This window comes from Kitasatospora sp. NPDC059160, assembly GCF_042755465.1.
Taxonomy (GTDB): domain Bacteria; phylum Actinomycetota; class Actinomycetes; order Streptomycetales; family Streptomycetaceae; genus Kitasatospora.
In genome coordinates this window covers 14,431-39,561 of sequence record NZ_JBHZCN010000003.1, presented here as the reverse complement: position 1 = coordinate 39,561, position 25,131 = coordinate 14,431, and the positions used below count along the sequence as shown (strand labels likewise).

The following is a 25,131-nucleotide window of genomic DNA, read 5'->3' as shown; positions in this document are numbered from 1 at the left end:
CCAGGTGTCCCGGTGGACAGGCTGCTCGCCCCGGGAGAAGTGCTCCACGAGGTAGTCGAAGGGTTTGCGACGGAGTCGATTCCCACCGGGTTGATCATTCCCGTCGCCCCGTAGTGGACCCGGGTCGCCCAGGTGAACGCATCTGCGGCCGGTTCCGGCCGTGCGCCCGGGGTTCCCTCCACGTAAGTGAGATGCAGCTCCTCGATGGCAATGAAGGGAATCTCCAGCAGACCCGCACGGTGCAGGTCAACTGCGGCCCTGACATAGGCGTATCCTCGCAGACTTCCGCCAGCCCGGCAGGCCCGGTTCATCTCGTCCAGCAGCGCCGGCCCTGCGCCCAGGTACTCAGCGATCCCGCAGTCGCCCCGGTGTCTCAGGGCCTCCTCCAACCCAAGGTCATCCACCTCCTCATGCCGGGTGGCATTGGGCCCGCCGGAGCGGCGGAGAAGTAGTTGTTCTGCGTCCCCGAGACCTGTGTCGGTCCGTCGATGCGGTTGCCGTGCACATCGAAGGAGATGCGCTCGTTGTCAATTCCGGTGTCTCAGCCGTGGTTGTTCTGGACACCCTTCAGCTGGACCGGTCCGTGGAAGGTATTGTGGTGGACCTCCAGATGGTCCCGATCGCGAGCGGCACTTGCGCTCCGGGCCCGCTCGAAGTCAGCCAGGATGAGCCGCAGTTCGGCCGCCGCTGCTGGGGCCTCCAGGAGGGAAGAGTCGGAGACGGTCCCGCCATGCCTGTTCCACATGAGCCATGCGGTCGAGGTCACCTGCCGCGTCGGCGGCAGTCAGCGGTTACAGGCAAGAGGAGCCCGGAGTGACGGGTCCGTCTGTCGCACGAAGTCAAAAAGCGGTGCTGAACGGTGAGCTGCGCAAGGTGTACGAGGACAGCCGCATCACGGCGGCGAGCCTCCTGCGGAAACAGCTCGCCGCGAGGGAGGAAGTCGGAGTCTTTACTCGTTCTGCCATCGGGCTTGTCGGACACGCCGACGACTCGGTTGAACTCCCCAACCCCCTCGTCGGCGTGTCCGCCCTCAGCTTCTGCAGAAGCGCCCCTACTCGAGATCGTCGAAGAGCTCAACCTCGTAGATCCGCTGGGCCGTCGGACGGACCGGCCGCAGCCGGCCCGGGTGCGTCGTAGCAGCACCCTGCTGCGGCGCCGGTACCGGCTTCGGGCGGGGCTGGCGCTTCCGGCGGGGCGGGATCGTCGCCTTGGGCCGACGAGTGGTCGCCGGGCGCGTGCTGCGCTGCCGGCTCTTGCGCTGAGTCGTAGTCATAGTCGTCTCTTGAGTAGTTCGTTGGATACCGATGAGCCCGAGCCGCTTCACCGGATGGATTCCGGTCACCGGCCAGGATGACCGCGGCTCGATGGCGCACCGGGCGGCCACCATCGAGCTCGGGCCGATGACGCAGCAGCGTGGCAGATACCGCGGCAGACCATCAACTCTGAGGCGTTAACCGAACGTTAAAGGCCTCTCGGAGCCTCGTGCGATGCTGTCTCAGGCGAGGATGCCAGAGCCAATTCACGCTTCGACATTGGGGATTGACATGAAGTTCCGCCTGCTCGGACAGCTGGTCGCGCTAGAGAACGAACAATCGGTCATCATTCCGTCAGGAAAGACCCGTGAGCTCCTGGCCCTTCTGCTGCTGACCCCCGGCGAGCCAGTGTCCCATCGCAAGGTTTTTCGATTCCTATGGTCGGACGAGGACGTGAAACCCTCGAACATCCGGCAGTACTCCCTCAGATTGCGCCGCGCCGTAGGGCTGCAGGTAGGAAACAGCGGCGGCTTCTCCCATATCCAGGTCGACCCCGCCAGCGTCGACCTGGTCCGCTTCCGGAGCCAATACGCCAGCGCGCTCCACACGGGGAGTCCACAGCACCGGCGCAGCGCGTTGGTGGCCTCGCTGGCCGAATGGCGCGGAGCCACCCCGCTGGAAAGCCTGCCGGGTGAAGCCTTCGCCCAGCAGCGAACCCGGATCCTCCGCGAGCTGCACGACGCGTTCGCGGAGTGCGTGCGCACCGACTTGGAGTGCGCCGAGCCCCACATCGCGCTCGAGCGGGCCGACAGCGGGCTTGTGCACTGGCCCGACAGCGAGACCCTGCTCGGCCTCAAAGTCCAGTCGTTGGGTGCGCTGGGCCGCTACCACGAGATCGACCCGCTGCTCGCTGCCTGGAAGCGCCGGTTCAACCAGCCGATCGCCCACCTGCTGCTGGCAAGGACGAGCAAGGACGTCATCACCCCCCGCGTCACCTCCCCGGATCCGGCGCTCCCGGAGCGGCCGAACCAGCTGCCAGCCCAGCAGGAACGGCTGATCGGCCGCCGATCAGAGCTGAGTCTCCTCACCGACGTCGTGCTGGGCAGGGAGCCCACGACGGGGCGGATCGCTGCCGTGGCGGGCCTGGCGGGCGTCGGGAAGACCTTTCTCGCGGTGGCCGCGGCCCAGCAGCTCGCACCACACTTCCCGGACGGGATCCTGTACATCGACCTCAGGGGATTTTCCGTCATCGAGCCCGAGGAAGTCGCTTCCGTCCTCGCCCGGTTCCTGAACGACCTGCGGACGACCCCGGCCACCGTTAACCTCGACGGGCTGGTATCGGCTTACCGTTCCGCGCTGTCGGGCCGCCGAGTACTGGTCCTCCTGGACAACGCCAGAAACGAGGCGCAGGTCCGACCGCTGCTGCCCGGGCCGGGCCGAAGCGCCGCAATCGTCACCAGCCGTCGACGGTTGGAGGGGCTGGTCGTCAAGGAAGGTGTGAAGCTGATCGATCTCACGCCACTGGACCGCCCCGAGGCAGCCGAGTTGCTGGAAGCATCTCTGGGAGAGGAACGGATGGGCCTTGCCAGACCAATCGCAGGTTCCTTGCTCGACTACTGCTCCGGATTGCCGATCGCACTGCGCATCGTGTCTGCCCAGATCACCCGCCGTCGGCCCCGGGACCTGCCTGGGGTCGTCCGCAGACTGTTGGAGGAGAGTTCTGGGCTGCGCCCCCTCAACCTGCGTACCGATGAGTTGAACGTCGGCTCCCTGCTGGAGAACTCGTACCGACTCTTGCCTGCCCCTGCCGCCAAGCTGCTGTGGCAGCTCTCCGTGCATCCCGGCCCGACGATCAGCTGGCGTGCGGTTCAGGCACTGGGGCACGGCCGTGTCGCAGTCGACGGTTCGCTGGATGACCTGATCGATATGAGCCTGGTGACCGAACCGACCTTCGAGCGCTATGCGATGCACGACCTGGTGCGCATCTACGCTGCGCAGCTGGCCGAGCAGCAAGATCCTGGAGATCGCGATGAGAGCCTCTCGCGGGTACTGGAGTTCCTCCTGCAGAACGCATGGTCCTGTGATCGGGTGCTCGACCCGGACCGGCGGCTGCCGATCACCGCGGACGGCGAGTTCGGAACAGTCTCGCCCCCCGACCACGCGGCGGCGACGGCCTGGTTCGACGCCGAGTACGCCACCCTGACCGCTGCGCTCCGCCTCGCCGGGAAGCTCCGACTCGACCGGTACACCTGGCTCCTGGCACTCACGGTGCTGACCTACCAGTGGCGGTCCAACCGGTACCTGGACGCCCTCGGCCACCTCACCGACGCCCTCCCCGCAGCCGAACGGATCGCAAGCCCGGGAGACGTGGCCATGATTCGGCGCTTGCTCGCCGGAACCCACCGTGGACTCGGCGATCGTGTGCGGGCCATGGCGGAACTGCGCGGGGCGGTCCGCACCAGCCAGGACCACGGCGACCTGACGGGCACCACACTGGGCCGCTACAGCCTGGGTGTCCTGATGCACGAGGACGGCGACACCGACCAGGCGATGGTGGAACTCGGAGCCGCTCTGGCAGGCTTCGAAGCTCTGGACGACCGGCTCGGACAGGGAGCCGCGCTCGACGGGCTCGCCAACGTCCACCACCGGGCCGGCGACCGTTTCTCGGCCCTCGAGTACTGCCGCCGGTCATTGGCCCTGCTGAACGGCACTGCAGATCTCAATGGTCAAGCACACGGCTCGTTCACCATGGGCCGGATCCGGGCTGCGATCGGCGAGCACGACGCGGCCGCCGCCGCCTACCGCCACGCGCTCATGCTCTACAGCTCGATGGCGTACCCGAGCCGGGAGGCCCGGACGCTGGTCTGGCTGGCCGACTCGCTCAGCGCACTGGGCCGCGACCAGGACGCGGAACTGGCCGTCGAAGACGCCCGTGCGCTCCTGGCGAGGCTCGGCGAGGAAGACCTCGACGCCGCGGTGGAGCGTCAGCGGCAACTCTCGTGACCCTCCATCCCGGGCTCACCGGCCCGGCTCGACCAGCCGGAAGTACGTCGAGGGGTCGGGGCGGGGGGCCTTCGGGCCTCGAGAGGAGTCGAACGCCGGCAGCCAGGGGCGGAGGTAGCCGCGGACCTCCGAAACGCTGGGACGTTCGCGCGGGTCGACGGCGACCATGGCGAGGCCGAGGCTCCGCAGCTTTTCGGGCATATGCGCGTCGAGTCCGTTCGGGAAGGCCGGCTCCGTCCCGCGGGGCGGGCCGTCGACACTGCCGTAAGGAAGTTCCGAGGTCATCATCTCGAAGAGCAGGGCGCCGAGGGCGAAGACGTCGGACTTCGCAGTGGGCTCGGAGTTCAGCACGTACTGCTCGGGAGCGGCGTACTTGGGCGTCCCGCGGGGGTCGTAGTTCCGGGTCCCGTAATCCGTGGAATTTCCCACATCGAGGAGTCGAATCCGCCCGTCTGGTTGGATCATCGCATTGTTCGGTGTCACGTCCCGGTGGACGTAGTGCGCGTGCACCAGCGCCAGGGTGTCGCAGAGCTGGGCCACCACACAGGCCGCGTCGGTGGCGAGCACCGGCTGATGTCGGCCCATCCAGGATCGAAGGGTGGAACCGTCGATCAGTTCCATCACGATGTACCGGCGCTCGCCCCAACCGGAGTGCCAGCCGTCGTCCAGTACGCGGGGAATCCCGGGCACCGATTCCATGAACCGTAGCCGATCCAGTTCGTCCCCGAGAGGTTCGGCAAGTTCGGCGTACTCGGTCAGTGATTGACCGAAGCGTCGAAACTGTGCCTTGACAGCAACATCCCGGCGGTCGTATTCATCACGGGCGACGAAGAGTTCACCTTCGCCACCTTGGCCGAGTTCCCGCAGGATCCGATAGCGGTTGTTGAGGAGAGTGCCAGGAAGCAAGACGCGAACTCCAGGACCAGATCCGCCCGGTACTCGGGTTCGGAGAGCGATGAACGAGAAGTGGGGGACAGTATGACAGGAACCCGGCCACCCGAAGGCCTGATCGGACGAACTTCCGTGATCGACATCCGCTTGGGGATGTTCGGACCGGAACGCTATCGATGCCCGGCGTCAGATGCGCTCAAGGCTCGGGGAATGCGACCGGCTCGGCCGACCGCATGGAAGCCCGAGGCATTGGAAACATTCACCAACGGCCCGTTCATGGCCGCACTCGACCGGATCGAACTTCCGGACGACGAGACTGAGTCGAGCAGGCCCTCCAAACCCGCCCACGACGGGGTGCGCCAATGGACCCGACATGCCCTCCGGATGTACGAGACGGCGTTCGCCGGTAGCTCGGAACTCCGGCCGGCCCCGCGCCACTGGAGCTACCGGCACCGCGGCTCGCGAGGCGACGGGTCCCCGAACACGGAGTACCGGATCAGCGCCTGGGGGCGGTGCTTCGAATCGGTGGACGGCCGGCTGAGGGAGCTGCGGCTTCCGGTGAACCGCCTGCGGAAGCGCACGGACGCCGAGCGGGCGATCGCGGCCCTGGTCGCGGCGGAAGGCGATCCCGACGAGCGGCTGGAGCGCATCCGGGTGACGCAGTTCGCACTCTTGGACGGTCGGACCGAGAAGCTGTTCGACGGCACACGGGCAGAAGCCCTGGCCCTCTATCGGGAGAACGGCGCGCCCGCGATCCGAGGACTCTTGGACCGTCCGGAGTACCTGCCCGGGTCGGCCTGCGCGTCCTGCCGGGTGGCACCTGTGTGCCCTGCCCTGCCGCGGGCCCCGGGGCTGCTCGGGATAGCCGATCGCACCCGGCCGCGCCGGAGTTGGTCGCCGACCACGGGCCGCGGGCACAGCTCCTGCCCGGCGCGCGGCTACCTCCGCAGCCTGCGGCTCCCGGTGGACGACTCCGTCGAACGCAGTGCCGCGGCCGAGCGCGGGCGCGCCGTCCACGCCTTCCTCTCCGCTCGGCACGGCCAGGAAGAGCGGACGCCGTGCACTTCCGACGTACCCGCCGACTGGGTACCGGACGGCTACCGGCTACCGCAGTCCGAGCTCCTCCTCGGTACCCGCCTCCTGCGCCACCACGCCGAGGTGTGCCCGCTCCGCATCGCCGATCCGGAGTCCGACAGGACACCGGAACCCCTCCTGGTGTTCGATGATCCCGCAGCCGATCTGCTGGTGCTGACGGAGCCCGATCTGCTGTACCGCGAGGGCGGCTCATGGGTGTGGCGCGAGACCAAGACCTCCGGCAGCAGAAGGATGCCGCGCGACCTGCTCGCGGGCTACCCCCAGCTGGCACTGGCGGTACGGATCATCGCCAAGGGCCTGCTGGCCGCCGACCGGGTGGAGCTCGAACTGCTGCGCCCCGATGGTGTGGACCTCCGGAGCCTCGACCCGTTCGCGCCGGAGACCGCGGCGGCAGCCGAAGCAGTGCTGCGCAACCAGGTCGTCGGATGGCACCAGGAACGACTTTTCGAAGCAGTCCCGGGCGCGGAGTGCGGCAGCTGCGAGATGGCACGCTGGTGCTCGGCCCGCCGACCGCCGGAGCCTTCACGGGAGGCGGCGACGTGAGCCCAGACTTCGAACTGCTGGCGGCGGTAGCTCGCGGGGTGCTGGACCTGAGTGATGTGACCCGTCCGACAGCACTCCGACTCCCGTACCCAGCGAGCACTCAACTCGCCTTCGACCGCGTCGTGTTGGCATACGTCCGGCAGGACCAGCCGGCCCCCTTGAGCGTTCCCGATCTGCTGTCGCGCTGCCGGGACCGCCTCACGACGTGGCCGCTGGCCCTCCCACCCGACGTGCTGACCGATGACGCCCGGCTGATCGACCGCAGCTCGGCCGAGCCGACCCGCACCTGCGCCGAACTCGCCTCGTACGGTCGGCTCGGCAACGTGGAGCAAGGCGGAGCCCAGGTGGTCGCCGATCTCGCCGACGCTTGCGGGACCCCCGAGCGGTTCGCCGCCTGTCGGGACTTCCTGATCACGCATCCCGTCATCCTGCACCCTGACATCTCCAAGCTCATGCGTCCGACCACCATCCGCACCTGGCGGCTGGTCCGGGAGCTGTACGAGCCGGTGCCCGAGCACTTCTCGATCGACCGCGTGGTCTCCACCTGCGCCGAGTGCCGGCTGTTCGCCAAGCCGACAGAGGGCGACGGGACATGGTGCGAGGGAGGATGCACGAAGCGGCGCGGAGGGCTCGAAAGGGTGGAGGAGCCCAAGCATCCGATCGCCCTCCCCCGCGCGGTTCGACTCTTCCTCGCCCTCCCCGGCCACACCGAACTCGTTCTGCGCAAAAGGCTGTCCGACGGGCCCCGGCTGGTCCCAACGGAGACGGGCGGCCTTCGGCTCGTCCACGAGGGCGGGGCGGGCCGGACCGTCCGGGTCCTCGACCGCGAACAGCCAGCGCTGGCCGCCTTCAGGGCTGCCGAGTTGGCTGCCCTCGAAGACTCCCCGCTCGATGTCGTGATGCCTGACGCGGTCGTCGACCGACCGGGCTACCGAAAGGCCTTCGACCGCAACCTTCCCAACGGCGCCCAGGTGCGGCTCAGCTCCGTCAGCGAATTCACAGCTCCGTACCGGAGCGACCGATCCGGGAGGACTCGTGCGTAGCACCGCCAAAGCCCTGCACCAGGTGGTGCGGGAGCTCCGTTCGACCGGCTCGGAACTGCCGCGCCGCAAACTGGTCGACCTGTGCGAGATCGAACTGGGCCTGTTCCTCCAAGAGCAGCTCACCCCTGGTGCTCCGGCCTCGGAGGGCTGGACCCTGTTCAGCGGCTACCCGTTCGCCCGCGAGCGCGACGACATTACCGACCGGCAGGAGCGCATCCGTCGCACCGCTCGCTATGCCCTCTGGACCTGGGGGCGCCGACTCGCCTGGTCCGAGGCGTTGAAGGATTACCAGCAGCAAGACCGCCAGCTCAGGGCCTTCGACGTACCCGACCTGGACGCCCCCGCCATCCGTCGTCCGTCACTCTCGGTGGCGGAGGACCGTTGGGCCTCCTACGAGCGCCTGCTGGACCAAGCACCGCCGTTCACCGGCGAGCCGGCAGCCTTCGCCGGCCCCGGCCGGTACGCCTTTCCGATCGGTCGACACCTGACCACGGTGCTGTTGCCTGAGCACGCAGCTCCCACACCGCCGGGTCACGACCTCGGACGGCTGCCGGTCCACGAGGGGAGGCCGCTGACCTTCAAGTGGAAGAAACTGATGATCACGGCCGCGGCCATGGACGCCCGGAAGCCGGCCGGCTGGGCCGCCCGGCTGAAGGCGATCCGGCTGTCCACACGCCGCCGCCGGGGCTTCCGTCCCGCCCGCAGCTTCTCCGTTTCCGGCATCGAGCACCTGCTGGGGATCGTCGGCGCCGGCAAGAGCACGCTGCGGGACGTTCTGACCGTGCACCTCGCCAAGCAGGGCCGGAACGTGACGGTGGTGGTCGGTGACGTCGCGGAGCAGCTCAAACTGGTCGAGCTCTACAACACCCACGTTCCCGGTTCCGCCGCACCCGTCCTCGGCGCGACGGGCCGCCAGCAGCACGCCGAACGGCTCCACCGCAGGATCGCAGGACGCGGCGAGCCCAACCTGCTCGCCCATCTGGACTCCAACTTCCAGTACCTGAGCACCTCCTGTGCGTTGAACGCGCTGCGCCACGCCGACGGCCACTCCGCCGACGACCTGCTGGGCTTCGGCGAGGCACCGTGCACCAGGCTCCAACCACCCAAGAAGCGCGAGAAGGACCCCGACGACCCGTGGACCTCGTACCGAACGGCCTGTCCGTTCTGGTCCCAGTGCCCGCGCCACCACGGGCCACGATCCCTGGTCGACGCGACGGTCTGGGTCTCCACCCCGCCCAGCCTGGTGGATTCCCGTGTCCCACACCCGCAGAACCCGGAGCGCATCCGCTACCTCGAACTCGCCTGCCGACGCAGCGATCTGGTGATCGTCGACGAGGTGGACCGGGTGCAGATACAACTTGACCGCATGTTCGCACCTGCCATTCCGCTGCTCGGCGGTGGCCCTGACACCCGCTCGTTCCTCGACGAGGTCAATCAGCACCGCATCCGGGAGCTGGCCAACGCCGGACGGGTGCAACTGTCCGATCGCGACGTGGAGAACTGGTCGGCGGCAGTGAACACCACCCAGGCGGCCGCCGATCGACTGGTGGCGATGCTGGTCCGCGACTTCGACCTGCGCACATGGGTCCGAACCGGCTACTTCAGCGCCGGAACGCTCCAACTGCGCCTGCTGGAGGAACGGTTCCCCCTCCCGGAGGACCACGACGGCCAGGCCGGTCCCACCGTCGAGCACCCGCACCGGGAACCGCGGAAGCACCTGATGGAACTCCTGGACGCCTTCCGGGACAACCCGTTCGGCGACCGGCGTCCACCCAAGGACGACACCCTGCCACTTCTCGGGTTGCTCGGCGAACTGCTCCACACCAACTACCGCGAGCACACCCGTGCCCGGCTGCGGGACGTGGTGTGCGACCTCTTCGACCTCGCCCCGCTCCTGGGGGAGGAACAGAAGAACCAGGACCGGTACCACAAGCTCAGAGCCCTGGTGAACGGGGACCGGGACACGTCGGCCGGGCAGCAGGAGAGTGCCGTCAAGCACACGAAACGACGCCGGCGCCCTTCCCTGCCCGAGGACTCGGACGACTGGCTGGAGGCCCTGCTCGACCGGTTCGAGTTCACCCTGCTGCTCAGTGCCCTGGAACCCAAGCTCGCGCTGATCAACACCATGTGGCCGCGGGTCGCAGACGCACTCAGCCTCGGTTTCAACGAGATGTACCGTCGTCCCCTCGACTACGCCCCGATGGTCCCCGAGTCCCCGATGGGCAATGTGATCGGGTTCCAGTTCATCCTGGAGGGACGGGACGAGGGCGGTGTCCGAACGGGCGAGCTCCGCTTCTTCCGCTGCAGCGGAGTGGGCCGGGAACTGCTGCGAGCCATGCCGGACCTACCGACGGTAGACGGTCGGCCCAGGACCAATGTCCTGCTGATGTCAGGCAGCAGTTGGGCCGACAAGTCCAGCCGTTACCACGTTCCGGTACCGATCGGCACGCTGATCGAACCCGACCCTGCGGAACTGGAACGGATCGCCCGCCAGAGCGAGTTCCGTTTCGAGTTCGTCCGGGAGGCCTGCGACTGCGCGACACGATGCACCTGCGACACTCCCCGCGAGGCCCTGCGGCTGTCCGGAGTGCCGATCGACCGGCGCGAAGACGTGTTGCGCCGGATGGCCACCGAACTCGGCCGCAACGACCGCGGCCAAGGACGGCTCCTGCGGGAACTACACCGGCTACCGGAACCCCGTCGGCATATCCTGCTCCTGGTCGGCAGTTACGACGAAGCCGCGCTGGTGGCAGACACGCTGCACACTCTCAACGACCGTTGGCGTGGCAAGGTCCGTCGGCTGGTGTCCGACGACGACCCGGACGCCGCTGCCCGTCCACTGGACGACGAGCACCACGCTCCGGTGCTGCGCCGGGGCGATGTCGAGACGCTCGCCGCCACGGACGCCGAGATCCTGGTGGCGCCACTGCTCGCGGTGGAGCGTGGGCACAACATCCTCGCCATCGGCAGCAAGGAGGCCGCGATCGGCTCGGTTTACTTCCTGGCCCGGCCCAACCCCCGCCCTGACGACCTCGGCCTCGCGGTGCACGCGATCAACGACTGGACCGTCCGGCTCATGGACGGCACAGAATTCTCCGATCTGGTGCGCGGCGCACCCACGCTCGGTCTGGGCGCGCGCAAGTTCCGCGACGCCGCCCGGTCCAAGTGGTTCCACGTCCTCGCCAGGAGCATGGCCTGGAGCCACCTCGGCGAGGAGGACCGTACCCAGGTCACCTGGGACATGCTGGTGCTGATCTGGCAGGTCATCGGCCGATCCGTCCGGGGTGCCGTTCCCACCCGGGTCGCCTTTGTCGATGCGGCGTTCGCCCCCCGCCTCGCGGCTGCCGACCCGGCCGGGCCCACCGATACACCGCAAACGAGCCTGCTGCACAGCATCCGCGCCGTGCTCACCCCCTACTTCGGCCCGGACAGCACCGCACCGAAGGCCGAGCGCCGCATCGTCCAGGCCCTCTATCGGCCGCTGTGGACCGCACTCGACCGCTGCCTGACCGAGACCACTGAAGAACGAGGCCCCGCGTGTACCCACTGATCCACCACACCGCCTACGAGCCCGATCCCGACCACGGGCCGTGGTTCGAGCAGTTCCGTGTCATGCACTTCCCCGAGGAGTGGCGTACCGAATTCCTGGGCCTCTACCAGCGCCGGTGGCGCCGCCGGGACCAGCCCCCAGGCCTGCCGATCCGCAGGCTCAATGCCCTTCTGAGGGCCACCGCGCCCGGTGTGATGGCGACCGGCCGGGGAGCGGGATCCAGCTCCGAGGTACCGTGGTTCTACGCCACCGAGGACCAGCCGGCCGAGTTGGTGGCCCCACTGCTGGCGTCCTGGGTGATGACCTTGCCCCCTGGCACGGACAAGGATCCGGTCCGGGCCGCCGGACACGAGGCCGCACTGGACCGGGCGCTCGCCCTGATCGACGATGAAACCCCTGGCTGGCGCCACGAGTCCGTCGACCTCACCGCCACGGAACTCTCCGCAGGCGGCACCGCCGAACCCGACCGACGGCTCTACCACCTGCTCCCGGAGCGGATCGGCGCGCTGCTCGCGGCCCGGCCGCTGCTGATGGACGGCATCGAACTGCGTTTCCGTCAGGTCACCCGGGATCAAGGGGTGGAGCTGGTCAGCTGGCCACCGCGCACCTACACCAAGTACAAGCGCACCTGGTACTACTCGGCGCTGGTGACGGTCACCGTGCAGACCGTGCCCTTCACCGATCGCTTCCGGGTACACGTCTCGTACGGCGTGCGGCGCTGGGCCACCGGTTCTCCGGTGAAACTGCAGAACGGCAGCGGGGCAACCGTCCTACTCGACGCACCGATGCCCTGGTCCGAGACTTCCGAGCCGCGCCACCGGCTCGCCGTCAACTCGATCTTCCTCGACCGGACCCTCGGCACACCCGTGTGGAGCAGGCAGAGCCTGGTCGACCTCTTGCCGGAGCTGGACATCCAGCACGTGTACCCGAAGCCCGCCGAGCTGACCGCCGAGGCGGCCGGCTGGCTGGCCGGCCGTGGCGGAATAGCCGCCGGCATCCTCCACGACACCGCCTTCGGCAAGCACGGGGTCGGCGCCGGCCTGATGCCGCTGGAGCGCATGCTCCTCGACCGGTGGGTCGAGGAGGGCGTCCGCCCGTTCCTGCGCCGGATTCCGGCCCTCGAACGAGTGCACCGTCGGTCGAACCCCAGACTGCTCGCCGCCTCCCACACCAAGGATCCGGGAAAGCTCGCCGAACGCTCCCGGCGGCGCGTCGACGCCCGGCGCGCCGCCATCCGCGCGGTACTCGACGGACAACCGCTGTCCGTCGACGTGCTCTGGCAGACCGAGGAGACCCGGGACGGACTCGTCGCGGCACTGCGCCAGTGGCTCGACCTCCCGCCTGCCGTCCCCGATGCGGACGGCACGTACGAGTGGCACGCCGACGGGTTGCTCGTGGTGCTCCGTGCCCGTCCGCTGAAGTTCCTCGGCAGTGCCCTCCGGCTGGTCCGGGAGACCGGCCTCTCACGTGCCCAGGCGGTGGCGACGGCCGTTCGGGAGCGCGCGGCCCGGATGACCGCCAGGCTCGGCACGCACCAGGAGACAGTCGGGATCGCATTCGTGGAAATCCTCGGACGCGACCGTTTCCCCGTTACCGAGACCGACCCCAAGTCGGCACTGCGTCTCGGGTGCGCTGGAGCCGGGCGGGTGAGTCAGTTCATCGTCGTCCCGGAGGACGCCGACGGCCCGCTGCTCGAGAGGGCCGGCTCGGCCGTCGCGGACGGAATACGCCAACTCGGTGCGATGGTCCCTCCTGAACAGAAGCTCGACGAAGCCCTGACCGACGACATGCAGTACCTGGCGCTCTGGCACGTCCGCCATCAGGCTGGCGGCTCCACCCGGCAGGCCGGCCGCCGCCTCGTCGCACTCCGCATCCGCCCGCGCGACACGGTGCACCCGGTCCGGGGCTGGGACGAGGCCAAGAAGAGCTGGGTCCCGTACGCCCGACTGCTGCTCACCATCGCCGCCTCCGGCGCCGCTCCGGTTCACCAAAAGGAAGCGGACCAGGCTGGCACAACTGCAGTGGAAGCCCGCTACGAGGCTGAACGGCAGATCAGGTCACTGCTGTACCAGGTCCGGGACCGCCCCACCCTGTTGCTCGCCAACAGCGGCAACCTGCGCAAGGTCTGGCCCGGCCTGAACAATGGCCAACTGGTCAAGGACAGCCTGGTCTTCCACGGAGAACAACCCGCCCGGCTCTCGCTGTTCGGCGCCGACCTGCGCGTGGTCCTGCTCCGGGACGCCAACAGTCGTGAGGAGACCGCCGAGTGGTACGCCCCAGGGGCCCAGGAGGACGACACCCCAGGGGTGTCCATCGGACTGTGGGCGCCCCGGGGGGCCGATCCGGACAACCGGGTCTTCACCAGCACGGTCGGGAAGCCGCCGACCGCCGGAACGGTCCGTACCGACCTGCGCAAGCTCGTCCCGACCACGCGCTGGCCACACGCCCCCGCCGCCACCGCCTGGAACCCACAGGCACTCGAACTCACCGTGCTCGGCTGCCTCTCCGTACAGGCGCTGGCGCAGGCCCGCCGAACCGACTGGCCTGCGGACCGGCCCGCGCTGCTGGCCGCTGCCGTGCACCAGTTGCGCCTCCACGACGAGTATCATCCGCTCTCCCGGCCGCTGCCGCTCCACCTCGCCAAGCTGGCCGAGCAATACCTCCTGCCTCTCGCCGCAGAGGCACCGTCGACGGCCGAGGCGGCAACCAGCGACGACGTCGAAGCCAGTAGTCCGTCAGTGGAGCAATAGCACCCGTAGGTCCGTCGCCGTCCCTGCTTCTGGGCAACCGCCCTGCGAGCATCCGGAAGCAGGGGCCGCGCTTGCCTTGATGCGTGCGATCTGGGGGAGGCCAACCGAACGCTCATGATGAGCAGCGGAGGTTCGGCGTCTGGTCAGCGGATGATTGGAATCGACCGGCACAACTACCCTCACCGGATGAATCCGGCACAGGTTCCCCTTCCTGCGCCGCCTGGCACCCATCGGATGAACCTCAAGAGGCGTAAGGATCGCGAAGGGGCCGCGGTTCCCGTACGCCTCGAACGATGGGTTCGGGAAGGTCCGAGCCTGCAGTGCAGTAGCGGCCCTGCGCCTCGCCTTGGGCTGCAAGCGAGCCGGCGCGGACGAGTTCGCGGATGTCGCGTTGGGCCTGCTGTTCGCTGAGTTCGGCGTCGGCCTGGTAGGTGGCGCGGCGTAGGTGGTTGCCCATGGCCGCGGGATCGAGGGCGTAGAGCGTGCGGTCGGGCCAACCACGTTGTTCGATGGCTTCGTCGAGGGCGGTCCAGACCTCGCGGGTGGTGTTCACCTGGCGCTCGACGCTCTGGGCCTGCTGGCGGTGGGCGCGCAGGGCAGAACCGGATCCAGGGCAGGGTGTCGCGGTCGGGTCCAGACGAGGCCACCGACCTCGGCGAGAATGTCGTATTAGCGGTAGGTGTTGCGGGCTCGGCCGATCCATTCCTTGATGCCGGAGAACTCCGGCGCCATGCTCCCTTCGCGAGCCAGGACCAGGGTGTGCAGGGCACGATCCACCTGCGGTCCGACGGCAACGGGCGGATGTCCCGCGCTCTCGCGCTTCACCTTGAGATCGAAGAGCAATCCGCACGCCAGCTACCGGAGCAACGGGTGGCGACGCACTCGCGGCCAAACCTGGGGACCATTTTGGGACCACCCGGGACCAAAGAACGAGCCCCAAAAACCAGCAAGAGCGGGCACCTGGTTTCCCAAGTACCCGCTTTCACAAGCGACATCACTGTCGGGACGACAGGATTTGAACCTGCGACCCCTTGACCCCCAGTCAAGTGCGCTACCAAGCTGCGCCACGTCCCGTGGTCTCGGTGCCTTGCGGTGGGGCCTGGGGGGCCTTGCCGGTTGGCTTCTCGACCTTGTCTCCGGTTGTTGTCCCGGCGACGTGGAAAACAATACAGCACGTCGGGGGGTGCTCGCTGCCAGGTTTCGGGGGTGGGGCGGGGAGGGGGTCAGGGGGTGGGGCGGCGGGCGTCGTAGGTGAGGAAGGCGGGGCGGCGGGCGGCGAGGAGGAGGACGCAGGCGACGCAGGCGAGGCCGCCGGTGATGACGGAGGTGGCGGGGTTGGTGAGGGCGGAGACGGCGCCGGATTCGAAGTCGCCGAGGCGGGGGCCGCCGGCCACGACGACGATGAAGATGCCCTGGAGGCGGCCGCGCATCTCGTCGGGGGCGGCGACCTGCATCATCGTGTTGCGGAAGATCATGCTGACGGTGTCCGCGCAGCCGGCCACGGCGAGCAGGAGGAGGCCGAGCCAGAGGTTGTGGAGGGCGCCGAAGGCGGCGATGGCGAGGCCCCAGGCGGAGACGGCGGCGAGGATCGCGACGCCCTGGCGGTGGACCCGCCCGACCCAGCCGGAGAAGAGAGCGCCGATCAGGGCGCCGACGGCCGGGGCGGAGACGAGCAGGCCGACGGTGCGGGCGTCGCCGGCGTAGAAGGTGACGGCGATCGCCGGGAAGAGGGCCCGGGGCATGCCGAAGATCATCGCGGCGAGGTCGGCGAGGAAGCTGGTGCGCAGGTTGGGCTGATCGCGCAGGAAGCGCAGGCCGTCGAGGACGGAGGCGCGGCCCTTGCGCTCGCCCTCCGGCCGCATGGCGGGCAGGCGCCACACGGCGTACAGGGTGCCGGCGAAGGCGACGGTGTCGACGAGGTAGGCGGCCTGGGCGCCGAAGGCGCCGATCAGGACGCCGCCGAGCATCGGGCCGACGGTGAGGCCGAGGTTCATGCTGACGGTGTTCAGCGCGTTCGCGGCCGGGAGCTGGTGGGCGGGGACGAGCCGGGGGATCATCGCCGAGCGGGCGGGCGAGCTGATCGCGAAGAACCCGGCCTGGAGGGCGACGGCGGCGTAGAGGAAAGCCACCAGATGGAAGCCCGCCAGGGCCTGGGCGGCGAGCAGGGCGGAGACCACGGCCAGGCCGGCCGAGCCGATCAGGCCCAGCTTGCGGCGGTCGACGGTGTCGGCGATCGCGCCGCCGTACAGGCCGAAGGCGACCAGCGGGACGAGCGAGAACAGGCCCACCAGGCCGGTGGCGAAGGCGGAGCCGGTCAGGTCGTAGACCTGGACGGAGACGGCCACCGCGGTCATCTGCTGGCCTATGGAGGACACGGCCTGCCCGGACCAGACCCGGCGGTAGTCGGCGTTCTCGCGCAGGGGGCTGAGGTCGGCGAAGGCCCGTCGGTACCAGGGCACCTGCACCGGTACGGCCGGAGCAGCGGTGGTGGCAGGAGCAGCCGTGGCAGCAGGAGCGGCGTCGGCAGGAACGGCGTCGGCGGCAGGGGCGGCGGCGGTCGGGGTATCAGGGGGTTGGTTGGCGGTCACAACAGTCCATGGTTGCCCCGGCCTCCACCGCAGCCGACACCGGGGCCCCTGTACGCCCGCCCGCACTACCTGGTGAGCACCTGCTTCTCCCCCGCCTCCACGGCGAAGTCCAGCCGGTTGCCCGGCGGCGGGAACGGGCAGATGAAGTGGTCGGCGAAGGCGCAGGGCGGCAGGTAGGCCCGGTTGAGGTCGAGGACCGTCCGGCCCTCGTCGTCCGGCGCCGGCAGGGTGATGAAGCGGAAGCGGTAGGTGTCGATGCCGCTGGTGGCGTCGGCGATGACGCCGGTGAGGTTGTGGCCCGAGCGGCCGACGGTCAGGGTGCGGTGCTCGCCGGCGACGGTGAACTCGATCCGCCCGGTGACCGCAAGCGGCCGGTCCTTGCCGTCCGCGTTCGGGACGAGCACCGACTGCCCCTCCTCCTCGAACGGGGTGTAGACGGCGGGGACGGCCCACTCGGGCGCGTACGGGTAGGCGGCGATGCCCGCGAAGCCGGTGCGGGTCGGCGCGGCCGGGTCGAAGACCCGCAGGGCGAGCTCGCCCTCCCGCTCGATCGGGACGAGCAGCAGGTCGCCCAGGGTGGCGGTGCCGGCGGCCGGGTCGGTGTCCGGGCGGAGCAGTACCTCGCCGTCGATCGGCCCGTCGGCGCCGTCGACGGTGATGCCGTCGCCGGCGGCGGCCCGTACCCGGACGCCCTCGGTGTCGGCCCACCAGAGGCCGGGCAGGCCCGGGACCTCGGCCGGCTCGGGCTCCAGCCAGTGCGTGCCGGTGAGTGCGAGCTGTCCGTGCAGCGCGCTCACCGACGCCGCCCGCCCGTCACTCCAGTGCTTCCAGTCCTCCGCGGCCGTCGCCGTCATCGGTCAACCCTCCCGGTCCGGTCCGCGGACGGCCCGCTGTTCGGGCCGTCCGTATCGGTCATCCTGCACAACACCGCCCGCCGGTGCGGATCATTCCCGGCTTACGGCAAGCCGCCGGACCCGTAAGGAGACTGCAATGCCGCGGCAACAGAGGGCGGCCGGGAGCCCGCTCCTCCGACGACCGTCACCACCACCGCCACGACAAGCGCCACCGCCACGACGAGCGCCACCACCACCAGCGGTCAGCCCTTCAACGGCCGGAACAGCCCCTCCTGCACCACCGACACCACCAGCTGCCCGCTCCGGTCGTAGATCTGCCCGCGGGCCAGGCCGCGCGCGCCGTGGGCGATCGGGGACTCCTGCTGGTAGAGCAGCCAGTCGTCGGTCCGGAACGGCCGGTGGAACCACATCGCGTGGTCGAGCGAGGCCATGTCGAAGTGCCGGGTGCCCCAGAGCGGCTCGACGGGGGCTCGGACGGCGTCCAGCAGCGTCATGTCGCTGGCGTAGGTGAGGGCGCAGACGTGGATCAGCGGATCGTCCGGCAGCGGGCCGTTGGTGCGCAGCCACACACCGCTGCGCGCCTCGACGTCGACCAGGTCCTCCTTGTTCCAGCGCAGCCGCTCGACGTAGCGGATGTCGAAGGGCTGGCGACGGCTGATGAACGGGGGGAGCTCGCCGAGCCGGGAGCCGACCTCGTCCAGGGCGCTGGGCAGGCCTTCGGGGGCCGGGACCTCCGGCATCGGGTACTGGTGCTCGATGCTGCCCTCCTCCGGTCTGTGGAAGTCGGCGGTGAGCGAGAAGATCGACCGGCCGCCCTGGATGGCGAGCACCCGGCGGGTGCTGAACGAGCGGCCGTCGCGGATCCGGTCGACCTGGTACACGATCGGCACGCCGGGCACCCCGGGGCGCAGGAAGTACGCGTGCAGCGAGTGGACGGGGCGCGCGTCGTCGATCGTGCGCCCCGCCGCGACCAGTGCCTGCCCGGCGACCTGACCGCCGAAGGTGCGCTGCAGGGCCTCCTCGGGGCTGCGCCCGCGGAAGATGTTCAGTTCGATCTGCTCCAGGTCGAGCAGATCGACGAGGTCGTCGACGGGGGTACCCATGCGCGCGCTCCCTCTCGTAATGGTGTTCGGTTCTCCAGCTCACTCGAATTGTCCGGCGACCCGGGGCATTCCCGCTCACCGACCCCCACCCACCGATTCACTCGAACGAGTAAGCGAACCGCCCGGGCTACGTCGCCAGCCCCGACTGCCGCACCGTGATGTTCAGCCGCCCGGCCAGCTCCAGCCCCGAGCCCGGATCCGCCGTCCCCGGCAGCGTCCGCACCACCCCGTGGTACGCGAACCGGGCCGGCCCGCCGAACACCAGCAGGTCCCCGCTGCGCAGCTCCAGGTCCGTCCACGGCCTGGTCCGGGTCTCCGTGTTGCCGAGCCGGAAGACACAGGTGTCGCCGAGCGAGAGCGAGACCACCGGCGCGTCCGCGCGCTCGTCGCGGTCCTGGTGGAGGCCCATCTTCGCGCCGTGGGGGTAGTGGTTGACGATCGCGGTGTCGGGCTCGTAGTCCGCCGCGCCCGCGATCCCGCCGACCGCTCCGCCGTACGCGTCCGCCACCGCCCGCCGGGCGAGGTCCCCCAGCAGGGGCGGGAACGGCTTGACGGGGGTGCCGTCCTCGGCGGTCCGCGCGTACCCGTAGGGGTACCAGTGCCAGCCGAGGCTCACCATCCGCACCGACATGAGCCCGCCGGTGGGCATCCGCACGCTGTGCAGCCCGGCCGGCGGGCGGGCCCACTCCCGACAGGCGGCGACCAGCCGCTGCTGCGCGGCACGGTCCAGCCAGCCGGGCAGCAGCACGGCGCCGGGAGCCGGTTCGGACCGCTCCCGGACGGCCTGCTCGCCGGACGGCTCCCCGAACAGCTCACCCTGGATCACCCCACCATCCTCCCGCAGCCCCCACCCCGGCACGAGCCGCTCCCCCGCCACCGGACTCCGACTACGGCTCCGGCTCCGGCTCCGATGTCGACCCCGGCCCCGGCCCCGGCCCCGATGTCGGACCCGCCCCCGGCCCAGGCCCGATCATCCCCAGCTCCCGCGCACAGGTCGGCCACGCCTCCCACCCCTGCTGCCGCAGGATCTCCTCCCCGACGGTGGTCTGCTCCCGCCGGCTCCCGTGGTCGGGCCGGTCGGCGAGGCGCAGCCCGCCCGCCTCCGCCCAGGTGGTCGGCCGGATCTGCAGACCTCCGTAGAAGCCGTTGCCGGTGTCCGCGTGCCAGTCGCCGCCGCTCTCGCAGTCGGCGAGCTCGTCCCAGACGAGGTCCGCGACCCGCGTCGCCGCACCGGCCCGTACGTCGCCCGCGACCACGGCCAGCACCACCGCCACGGCGGCGCCCGCCCGGATCACGGCCCGGGCTGTCCGACCATCACACCGCCCCGGCCACCCCTGCCCCGGCCCCGGCCCCCGTCCGCACCCGCACCCGCACCCGCACCGGACCTCGACCCCGCACGACACGGCACCCCCGCACGACACGTCAGACGAATGCGGCACAGCAGCCGACCCTAGGGAGCCCGGACCTCACCCCACCCCGCCACGCCGGGAACGCCGACGGCCGCTCCCCCGCGTGGCGGAGGAGCGGCCGTGACGAACAACCGAGCACCCAGAGACGACCGGAGGCGACCAGAGGTCAGCTCAGCATGCTTCAGAGCCTCAGATGCTCAGGGTCTGACCCGGGAAGATCAGGTCGGGGTTGCCACCGACGACCTTGGCGTTGTTCTTGTACAGGTCGTGCCAGTCCAGGCCCTGCGCGGCGGCGATAGAGCTCAGGGTGTCACCGGACTTGACGGTGTAGTTGCCCTTGGCCGGCTTGGCGTCGTTGGAGGTGTTCCAGGACTTGGCACCGTTCGAGGACTTCGCGGCGTCCTTCTTCGACGGGGCGTCGGTCTTCGGCGCGGCGTCGGCCTTGGGCGCGGCGGCCTTCGGGGCCACGTCGGCCTTCGGCGCGGCTGCGGCCTTCGGGGTGGCCGTCTTCGGCGCGGGGGTCTGCGCCGGCTTGGCGGCGGAGGTGCCGGCCGAGGTGTCGACGGCGGCCGGGGCGCCGCCCTTGGTGAGGCCCGCCTTGACGGAGCACACCGGCCAGGCGCCGGGGCCCTGCGAGGCGAGGACCTTCTCGGCGACGGAGATCTGCTGCGCCTTGGTGGCCTGGTTGGCCTGCGCGGCGTAGGCGGTGCCGCCGAAGGCGGCCCAGGTGCTGGAGGTGAACTGCAGACCGCCGTAGAAACCGTTGCCGGTGTTGATGGCCCAGTTGCCGCCGCTCTCGCACTGGGCGACGGAGTCCCAGGTGGAGACGGGGGCGGCGGAGGCCGAGGTGGCCGTGACGAGGCCGGCCACCGGCAGGGCCGCGACAGCGGCGCCCGCCACGACGGCCATCCGAACGCGGTTGCGCTTGGTGGCGGCGGTGGTGGTGGCAGCGGCGTTCTCGTTACGGAAGGTCATGGGGTTCCTCTCGACAGCCCCGGGCGGGCATGCGGAACCAGACCCTGGGGAGGGTCGCGTTTCGCTTGCCGCGTCCGTCGGACGGCCGTGCACGTGTCGGACGTGCCTCTGCCGCCCTGGCCACCCAGCCGCTCGCCGGCGACCTGTTCGAGCGATCGCGTCGGCGGGCACCTGCCGCGCCCGGCCGGAGCCGGGGAGCGGTGCGTCGGGGGTGAACCCGGGTGGCGCTCGTTGCGCCGCCAAGAAAGCTAGGGGTCGGTCGGCGGGGAAACCAAAACACCACCGGTCTTCCCAGCTCAGCAAAGGGTTACCGGCGGTAATGGCCACACATTCTTGCCCGAAATGTCCGCTTTGGCCATCGATTCCTAGATCAAACATCAAGTCGGCGTGACTCACCTCACCGTTTCATTCCGGCAGTCCTGGCACCGACATCGACAGATTGCGACCACGAGAACACGCGGCGCGGTCGGATCCGGGGCAATTCCCGTCAGCCTCACCGGGCACCCGTGACGCCTGACACAAGGGCCCGTTGGGCATGGCGACCTCCCCATGCCCCGCCCCATGCCCGCCCCGTGCCCCGCCCCGGGCCCGCCCCCGTGCCCGCCCTTGACCCACCCGCACCCATCCGAGGAGAACCCGTGCCGCGCATGCTCGACGTCAGCGACGAGGTCCGGTCCGAGATCGGCGACGACGAGGCCGACCGCCTGCTCGGCGGCGACCGCGCCCCCGACAGCTACGAATGCACCTCCTGCCGCACCCCCGGCGACACCCACGTGGAGCCCACCAGCACCGTGCTGTTCGTCGGCGACGAGACGGCGGTCCTGGCCTTCGCCCACGCCCGGTGCATCCCCTCCCAGGTGGTGCCGGTCGCCGAGGAGCAGCTGGTCGGCGCCGTCCGCAGCATCAACCAGTCGCAGCCCGCCGCGCCCGGCCTCACCGTCCCGGCCCCGGACCTCACCGCGCCCTCCCCGGACCTCGCCCTCCCCGCGCCGGCCGCCCCCCAGCCGCCCGCCCCCGGCCAGGCCGCCATCCTCGGCATCACCTGCGGGCTCGTCCTGCACGGCAAGGTCGGCCACGCCTCCCTCGTGGTCGAGCCCACCGGCCCGGTCGGCCGGCCCGGCAGCACCACCGGCGAGGACGAGTTCCTCGACCTGCTCCAGGACGCGGGCTTCCAGCCGGTCACCGACCTCGACGAGACCCCGGAGCAGCTGCCCGGCTGGTCGGTCCTGGTCGCCATGGGCAAGCTGCACGCGATCCTCCAGCCCGCCGCGGCCGGCGGCAGCACCGGCTGGTGGCAGGCCCACCAGCCGCTCCAGGTCACCGACGCCTGGCGGATGGCCGCCAGCCAGCTCTCCGAGGTGACCATGTACGCCGTCCCGGCCGGGATGGTCGGCCGCCAGCCCCGCGAGGACCTGCTGCGCCAGGCGCTGGAGCGGGCGGTCGCGCTGGGCCAGGTGGTCGCCGCCTCCCTCCCGCTCGCCGGCACCTGATCCCGCCGCTCCGGCCCACCGGGTGCGGCGGAAGGGCGGACGGCCCGCCGCCCTTCCGCCGCACCCGGCAGGCACGGCACGTCCGCAGCACCCGGCGAGCCCGCCCCTCCCCCCGGTACGCCGAACGCCCCCGCATCCCCGCCGCCTCTCACTCGTTGGCCCCTACGTGTACAGCTACGACGTCTCCGCACCCGCCGGACGGTCGGCCACCGCCCCCCGCTCGATCCCGGGCATGCGCCCGTCGTACGACGCGGAGCACCCGCACTCGACGACCCCGATCTACGACGAGCTGTACTCCGAGTACCGACGGCTGTTCCGCGCCCTGCCCGGCGACCGCTCGGGCGAGGAGGATCTGAGGTTCACCGGCTTCGCGGTCCGCGACGGCCACCCGCTGCTCGGCGAGCAGCGCCCGTACCCGTCGGCGCAGCAGCAGGCCTTCCACACCTACGCGGGCCAGCCCTCCGGCCTCCCCCAGTTCATGCCGACGCAGTCGCACCACACCCCCACCCAGCACCACATCCCCCAGCACCACGCGCACACCCAGCACCACGCCCCCCAGCACCACGCCCCCCAGCACCACGCGCACGTCCACCCCCAGCACCAGCACCAGCACCACCCCCAGCACCAGCCGACCCCCCACCCCGAGCCCATGGCCGCCATGGCCGCCACCGCCGCCACCAGCGACGGCCACGGCCAGGCCGGCCCCCCGGCTCCCCAGTTCACCAACGGCCAGGGCTGGGTCGCCGCCGGCTACCTCGGCGCGGTCCAGCACACCGTGCCCGCCCCGCCGCCGGCCCCGTCCCCGCTGCTGGGCACGGCCACCGGCCTCGCCACGGCCCCCGCCCCGACCGGCGGCCGCCACCGCCAGATGCTTTCGCTCCCCCCTGGCCGCACCGGCGACCACCACTGACGGGCGACCCCCGCCCGGCCCCCGCCCGTCCCCGACCGGCCCCCGCCCGTCCCCGACCGCGGCCTGAGCAAGCAGCCGAACCGTCGGTCGGCGCACACCACCGGCAGCGGAAACGCCCGAGGGCCCCGCCACCACCGGTGACGGAGCCCTCCAGCTCGTACAGCTACAGCTGCGACCTACTTCTTCTTGTTGTTGCGCTTCTCCCGCACCCGCACCGAGATCGAGATCGGCGTCCCGACGAAGCCGAACTCCTCCCGCAGACGACGCTCGATGAAGCGCCGGTACCCCGCCTCCAGGAAGCCCGAGGCGAACAGCACGAAGCGCGGCGGACGGATGCCCGCCTGGGTGCCGAACAGGATGCGCGGCTGCTTGCCGCCGCGGATCGGGTGCGGGTGGGCGGCGACCAGCTCGCCGAGGAAGGCGTTCAGGCGCGCGGTGGTGATGCGGGTCTCCCAGCCGTCCAGCGCGGTCTCGATCGCCGGGACGAGCTTCTCCATGTGCCGGCCGGTCTTGGCCGAGACGTTGACCCGCGGGGCCCACTGCACCTGGACGAGGTCGCGCTCGATCTCGCGCTCCAGGTAGTAGCGGCGCTCCTCGTCGAGCTGGTCCCACTTGTTGTAGGCGACGACGACGGCACGCCCGGCCTCGACGGCCATCGAGATGATCCGGGTGTCCTGCTCGGCCAGGGTCTCGCTGGCGTCGATCAGGACGACCGCGACCTCGGCCTTCTCCAGCGCGGCGGAGGTGCGCAGCGAGGCGTAGAAGTCGGCGCCGGCGGTCAGGTGGACCCGGCGGCGGATACCGGCGGTGTCCACGAACTTCCAGGTCTTGCCGCCGAGTTCGATCATCTCGTCGACCGGGTCACGGGTGGTGCCGGCCAGCTCGTTGACGACCACCCGCTCCTCGCCGGCGACCTTGTTCAGCAGGCTGGACTTGCCGACGTTGGGCCGGCCGATCAGCGCGATCCGGCGCGGGCCGCCGGGGGCGGCGTCGCCGAAGGTCTGCGCCGGGGCCTCGGGCAGCGCGTCCATGACGGCGTCCAGCAGGTCACCGGAGCCGCGGCCGTGCAGGGCGGAGACCGGGAAGGGCTCGCCCAGGCCCAGCGACCACAGGTAGGCCGCCTCGGCCTCGGTGGACGGGCCGTCGACCTTGTTGGCGCACAGGACGGTCGGCTTGCCGGCCCGGCGGATGAGCTTGATCAGGGCCTCGTCGGTGTCGGTGGCGCCGACGGTGGCGTCCACGACGAACAGGACCGCGTCGGCCTGCTCGATGCCCAGCTCGGCCTGCGCGGCGACCATGGCGTCGATGCCGAGGACGTCGATCTCCCAGCCGCCGGTGTCGACGACCTTGAAGCGGCGGCCGTTCCAGCTGGCCTCGTAGGTGACCCGGTCACGGGTGACGCCCGGCTTGTCCTCGACGACGGCCTCGCGGCGGCCGATGATGCGGTTCACCAGGGTCGACTTGCCGACGTTCGGGCGGCCGACGACGGCCAGCACCGGCAGCCGGACGAGCTCGGCGCCGTCCACGCCGTCGAAGCCGTCGAGGTCGAAGCCCTCTTCGGCGGCCAGGGCCATGTACTCGGCGTAGTCGGCGGCATCCAGCTCGCCGGGGCCGGCGGAGTGCTCTGCGGTCATGTTCGTCTGTTCCGTTTCCCGGCCCGGCCCTTCCCAGGGG

General features: G+C 70.6%; 16 protein-coding genes and 1 tRNA gene. 7 read left to right on the top strand and 10 right to left on the bottom strand.

Annotation, left to right across the window (positions count from 1 at the left end):
* The first annotated feature begins 1,544 nt into the window (after positions 1-1,544).
* On the top strand, positions 1,545-4,256 hold the full coding sequence (locus ACFXOZ_RS01940; RefSeq protein WP_380586586.1) for an NB-ARC domain-containing protein: 2,712 nt from the start codon (positions 1,545-1,547) through the stop codon (positions 4,254-4,256).
* Positions 4,257-4,271: 15 nt separating this feature from the next.
* On the opposite strand, the gene ACFXOZ_RS01935 is transcribed toward ACFXOZ_RS01940, so the two are convergent.
* Positions 4,272-5,162, bottom strand: a complete 891-nt coding sequence (locus ACFXOZ_RS01935) for a serine/threonine-protein kinase (RefSeq protein ID WP_380586583.1) — start codon at positions 5,160-5,162, stop codon at positions 4,272-4,274.
* A 117-nt stretch (positions 5,163-5,279) separates the two neighbouring features.
* Between ACFXOZ_RS01935 and ACFXOZ_RS01930 the strand changes: the two genes are divergently transcribed.
* Genes ACFXOZ_RS01930 through ACFXOZ_RS01915 form a run of 4 tightly spaced genes read left to right on the top strand, consistent with a single transcriptional unit; the run spans position 5,280 to position 14,128 of the window.
* Complete coding sequence (locus ACFXOZ_RS01930) at positions 5,280-6,785, top strand: PD-(D/E)XK nuclease family protein (protein WP_380586581.1); 1,506 nt, start codon at positions 5,280-5,282, stop codon at positions 6,783-6,785.
* Complete coding sequence (locus ACFXOZ_RS01925; RefSeq protein ID WP_380586578.1) at positions 6,782-7,828, top strand: hypothetical protein; 1,047 nt, start codon at positions 6,782-6,784, stop codon at positions 7,826-7,828. Before ACFXOZ_RS01930 ends, ACFXOZ_RS01925 begins: the two co-directional genes overlap by 4 nt.
* On the top strand, positions 7,821-11,378 hold the full coding sequence (locus ACFXOZ_RS01920) for a hypothetical protein (RefSeq protein WP_380586575.1): 3,558 nt from the start codon (positions 7,821-7,823) through the stop codon (positions 11,376-11,378). The genes ACFXOZ_RS01925 and ACFXOZ_RS01920 overlap by 8 nt, the downstream gene beginning before the upstream one ends.
* Entirely contained in the window at positions 11,366-14,128 is a 2,763-nt protein-coding gene (locus ACFXOZ_RS01915) for a pPIWI_RE module domain-containing protein (RefSeq protein ID WP_380586572.1), read from the top strand. The genes ACFXOZ_RS01920 and ACFXOZ_RS01915 overlap by 13 nt, the downstream gene beginning before the upstream one ends.
* 241 nt (positions 14,129-14,369) lie before the next feature.
* Here the strand turns inward: ACFXOZ_RS01915 and ACFXOZ_RS01910 are convergent, their stop codons facing one another.
* From ACFXOZ_RS01910 to ACFXOZ_RS01875, 8 genes are all read right to left on the bottom strand, one after another.
* Positions 14,370-14,681, bottom strand: a complete 312-nt coding sequence (locus ACFXOZ_RS01910) for a hypothetical protein (RefSeq protein WP_380586569.1) — start codon at positions 14,679-14,681, stop codon at positions 14,370-14,372.
* Between the two features lie 447 nt (positions 14,682-15,128).
* Positions 15,129-15,202 (bottom strand) — tRNA-Pro (locus ACFXOZ_RS01905).
* A gap of 149 nt (positions 15,203-15,351) precedes the next feature.
* Positions 15,352-16,716, bottom strand: a complete 1,365-nt coding sequence (locus tag ACFXOZ_RS01900) for an MFS transporter (protein ID WP_380531306.1) — start codon at positions 16,714-16,716, stop codon at positions 15,352-15,354.
* A 65-nt stretch (positions 16,717-16,781) separates the two neighbouring features.
* Positions 16,782-17,570: a DUF1684 domain-containing protein gene (locus ACFXOZ_RS01895; protein WP_380586566.1), complete on the bottom strand. Its 789-nt coding sequence runs from the start codon at positions 17,568-17,570 to the stop codon at positions 16,782-16,784.
* A gap of 242 nt (positions 17,571-17,812) precedes the next feature.
* Complete coding sequence (locus ACFXOZ_RS01890; protein ID WP_375887124.1) at positions 17,813-18,673, bottom strand: acyl-CoA thioesterase; 861 nt, start codon at positions 18,671-18,673, stop codon at positions 17,813-17,815.
* Positions 18,674-18,800: 127 nt separating this feature from the next.
* Entirely contained in the window at positions 18,801-19,496 is a 696-nt protein-coding gene (locus ACFXOZ_RS01885) for an alpha-ketoglutarate-dependent dioxygenase AlkB (RefSeq protein WP_375887354.1), read from the bottom strand.
* Positions 19,497-19,560: 64 nt separating this feature from the next.
* Positions 19,561-19,968, bottom strand: coding sequence for a transglycosylase family protein (locus ACFXOZ_RS01880; RefSeq protein ID WP_380586563.1), 408 nt, complete (start codon positions 19,966-19,968; stop codon positions 19,561-19,563).
* 303 nt (positions 19,969-20,271) lie between these two features.
* Positions 20,272-21,057: a transglycosylase family protein gene (locus ACFXOZ_RS01875; RefSeq protein ID WP_380586560.1), complete on the bottom strand. Its 786-nt coding sequence runs from the start codon at positions 21,055-21,057 to the stop codon at positions 20,272-20,274.
* A 638-nt stretch (positions 21,058-21,695) separates the two neighbouring features.
* Between ACFXOZ_RS01875 and ACFXOZ_RS01870 the strand changes: the two genes are divergently transcribed.
* Positions 21,696-22,547 (top strand): hypothetical protein, encoded by an 852-nt coding sequence (locus tag ACFXOZ_RS01870; RefSeq protein ID WP_375887117.1) that lies wholly within the window; start codon positions 21,696-21,698, stop codon positions 22,545-22,547.
* A 166-nt stretch (positions 22,548-22,713) separates the two neighbouring features.
* Positions 22,714-23,457, top strand: coding sequence for a hypothetical protein (locus ACFXOZ_RS01865; RefSeq protein WP_380586556.1), 744 nt, complete (start codon positions 22,714-22,716; stop codon positions 23,455-23,457).
* Between the two features lie 176 nt (positions 23,458-23,633).
* On the opposite strand, the gene der is transcribed toward ACFXOZ_RS01865, so the two are convergent.
* A complete protein-coding gene (gene der / locus ACFXOZ_RS01860) occupies positions 23,634-25,091 on the bottom strand; it encodes a ribosome biogenesis GTPase Der (RefSeq protein WP_380531292.1) in 1,458 nt (485 codons plus the stop codon).
* Between the last annotated feature and the right edge of the window lie 40 nt (positions 25,092-25,131).

What these genes read in the sequence shown, in the direction of transcription:
- ACFXOZ_RS01890 (WP_375887124.1), bottom strand. Translation starts at nt 18,673, where the DNA reads ATGGGTACCCCCGTCGACGACCTCGTCGATCTGCTCGACCTGGAGCAG.
- ACFXOZ_RS01940 (WP_380586586.1), top strand. Translation starts at nt 1,545, where the DNA reads ATGAAGTTCCGCCTGCTCGGACAGCTGGTCGCGCTAGAGAACGAACAA.
- ACFXOZ_RS01875 (WP_380586560.1), bottom strand. Translation starts at nt 21,057, where the DNA reads ATGACCTTCCGTAACGAGAACGCCGCTGCCACCACCACCGCCGCCACC.
- ACFXOZ_RS01895 (WP_380586566.1), bottom strand. Translation starts at nt 17,570, where the DNA reads ATGACGGCGACGGCCGCGGAGGACTGGAAGCACTGGAGTGACGGGCGG.
- der (WP_380531292.1), bottom strand. Translation starts at nt 25,091, where the DNA reads ATGACCGCAGAGCACTCCGCCGGCCCCGGCGAGCTGGATGCCGCCGAC.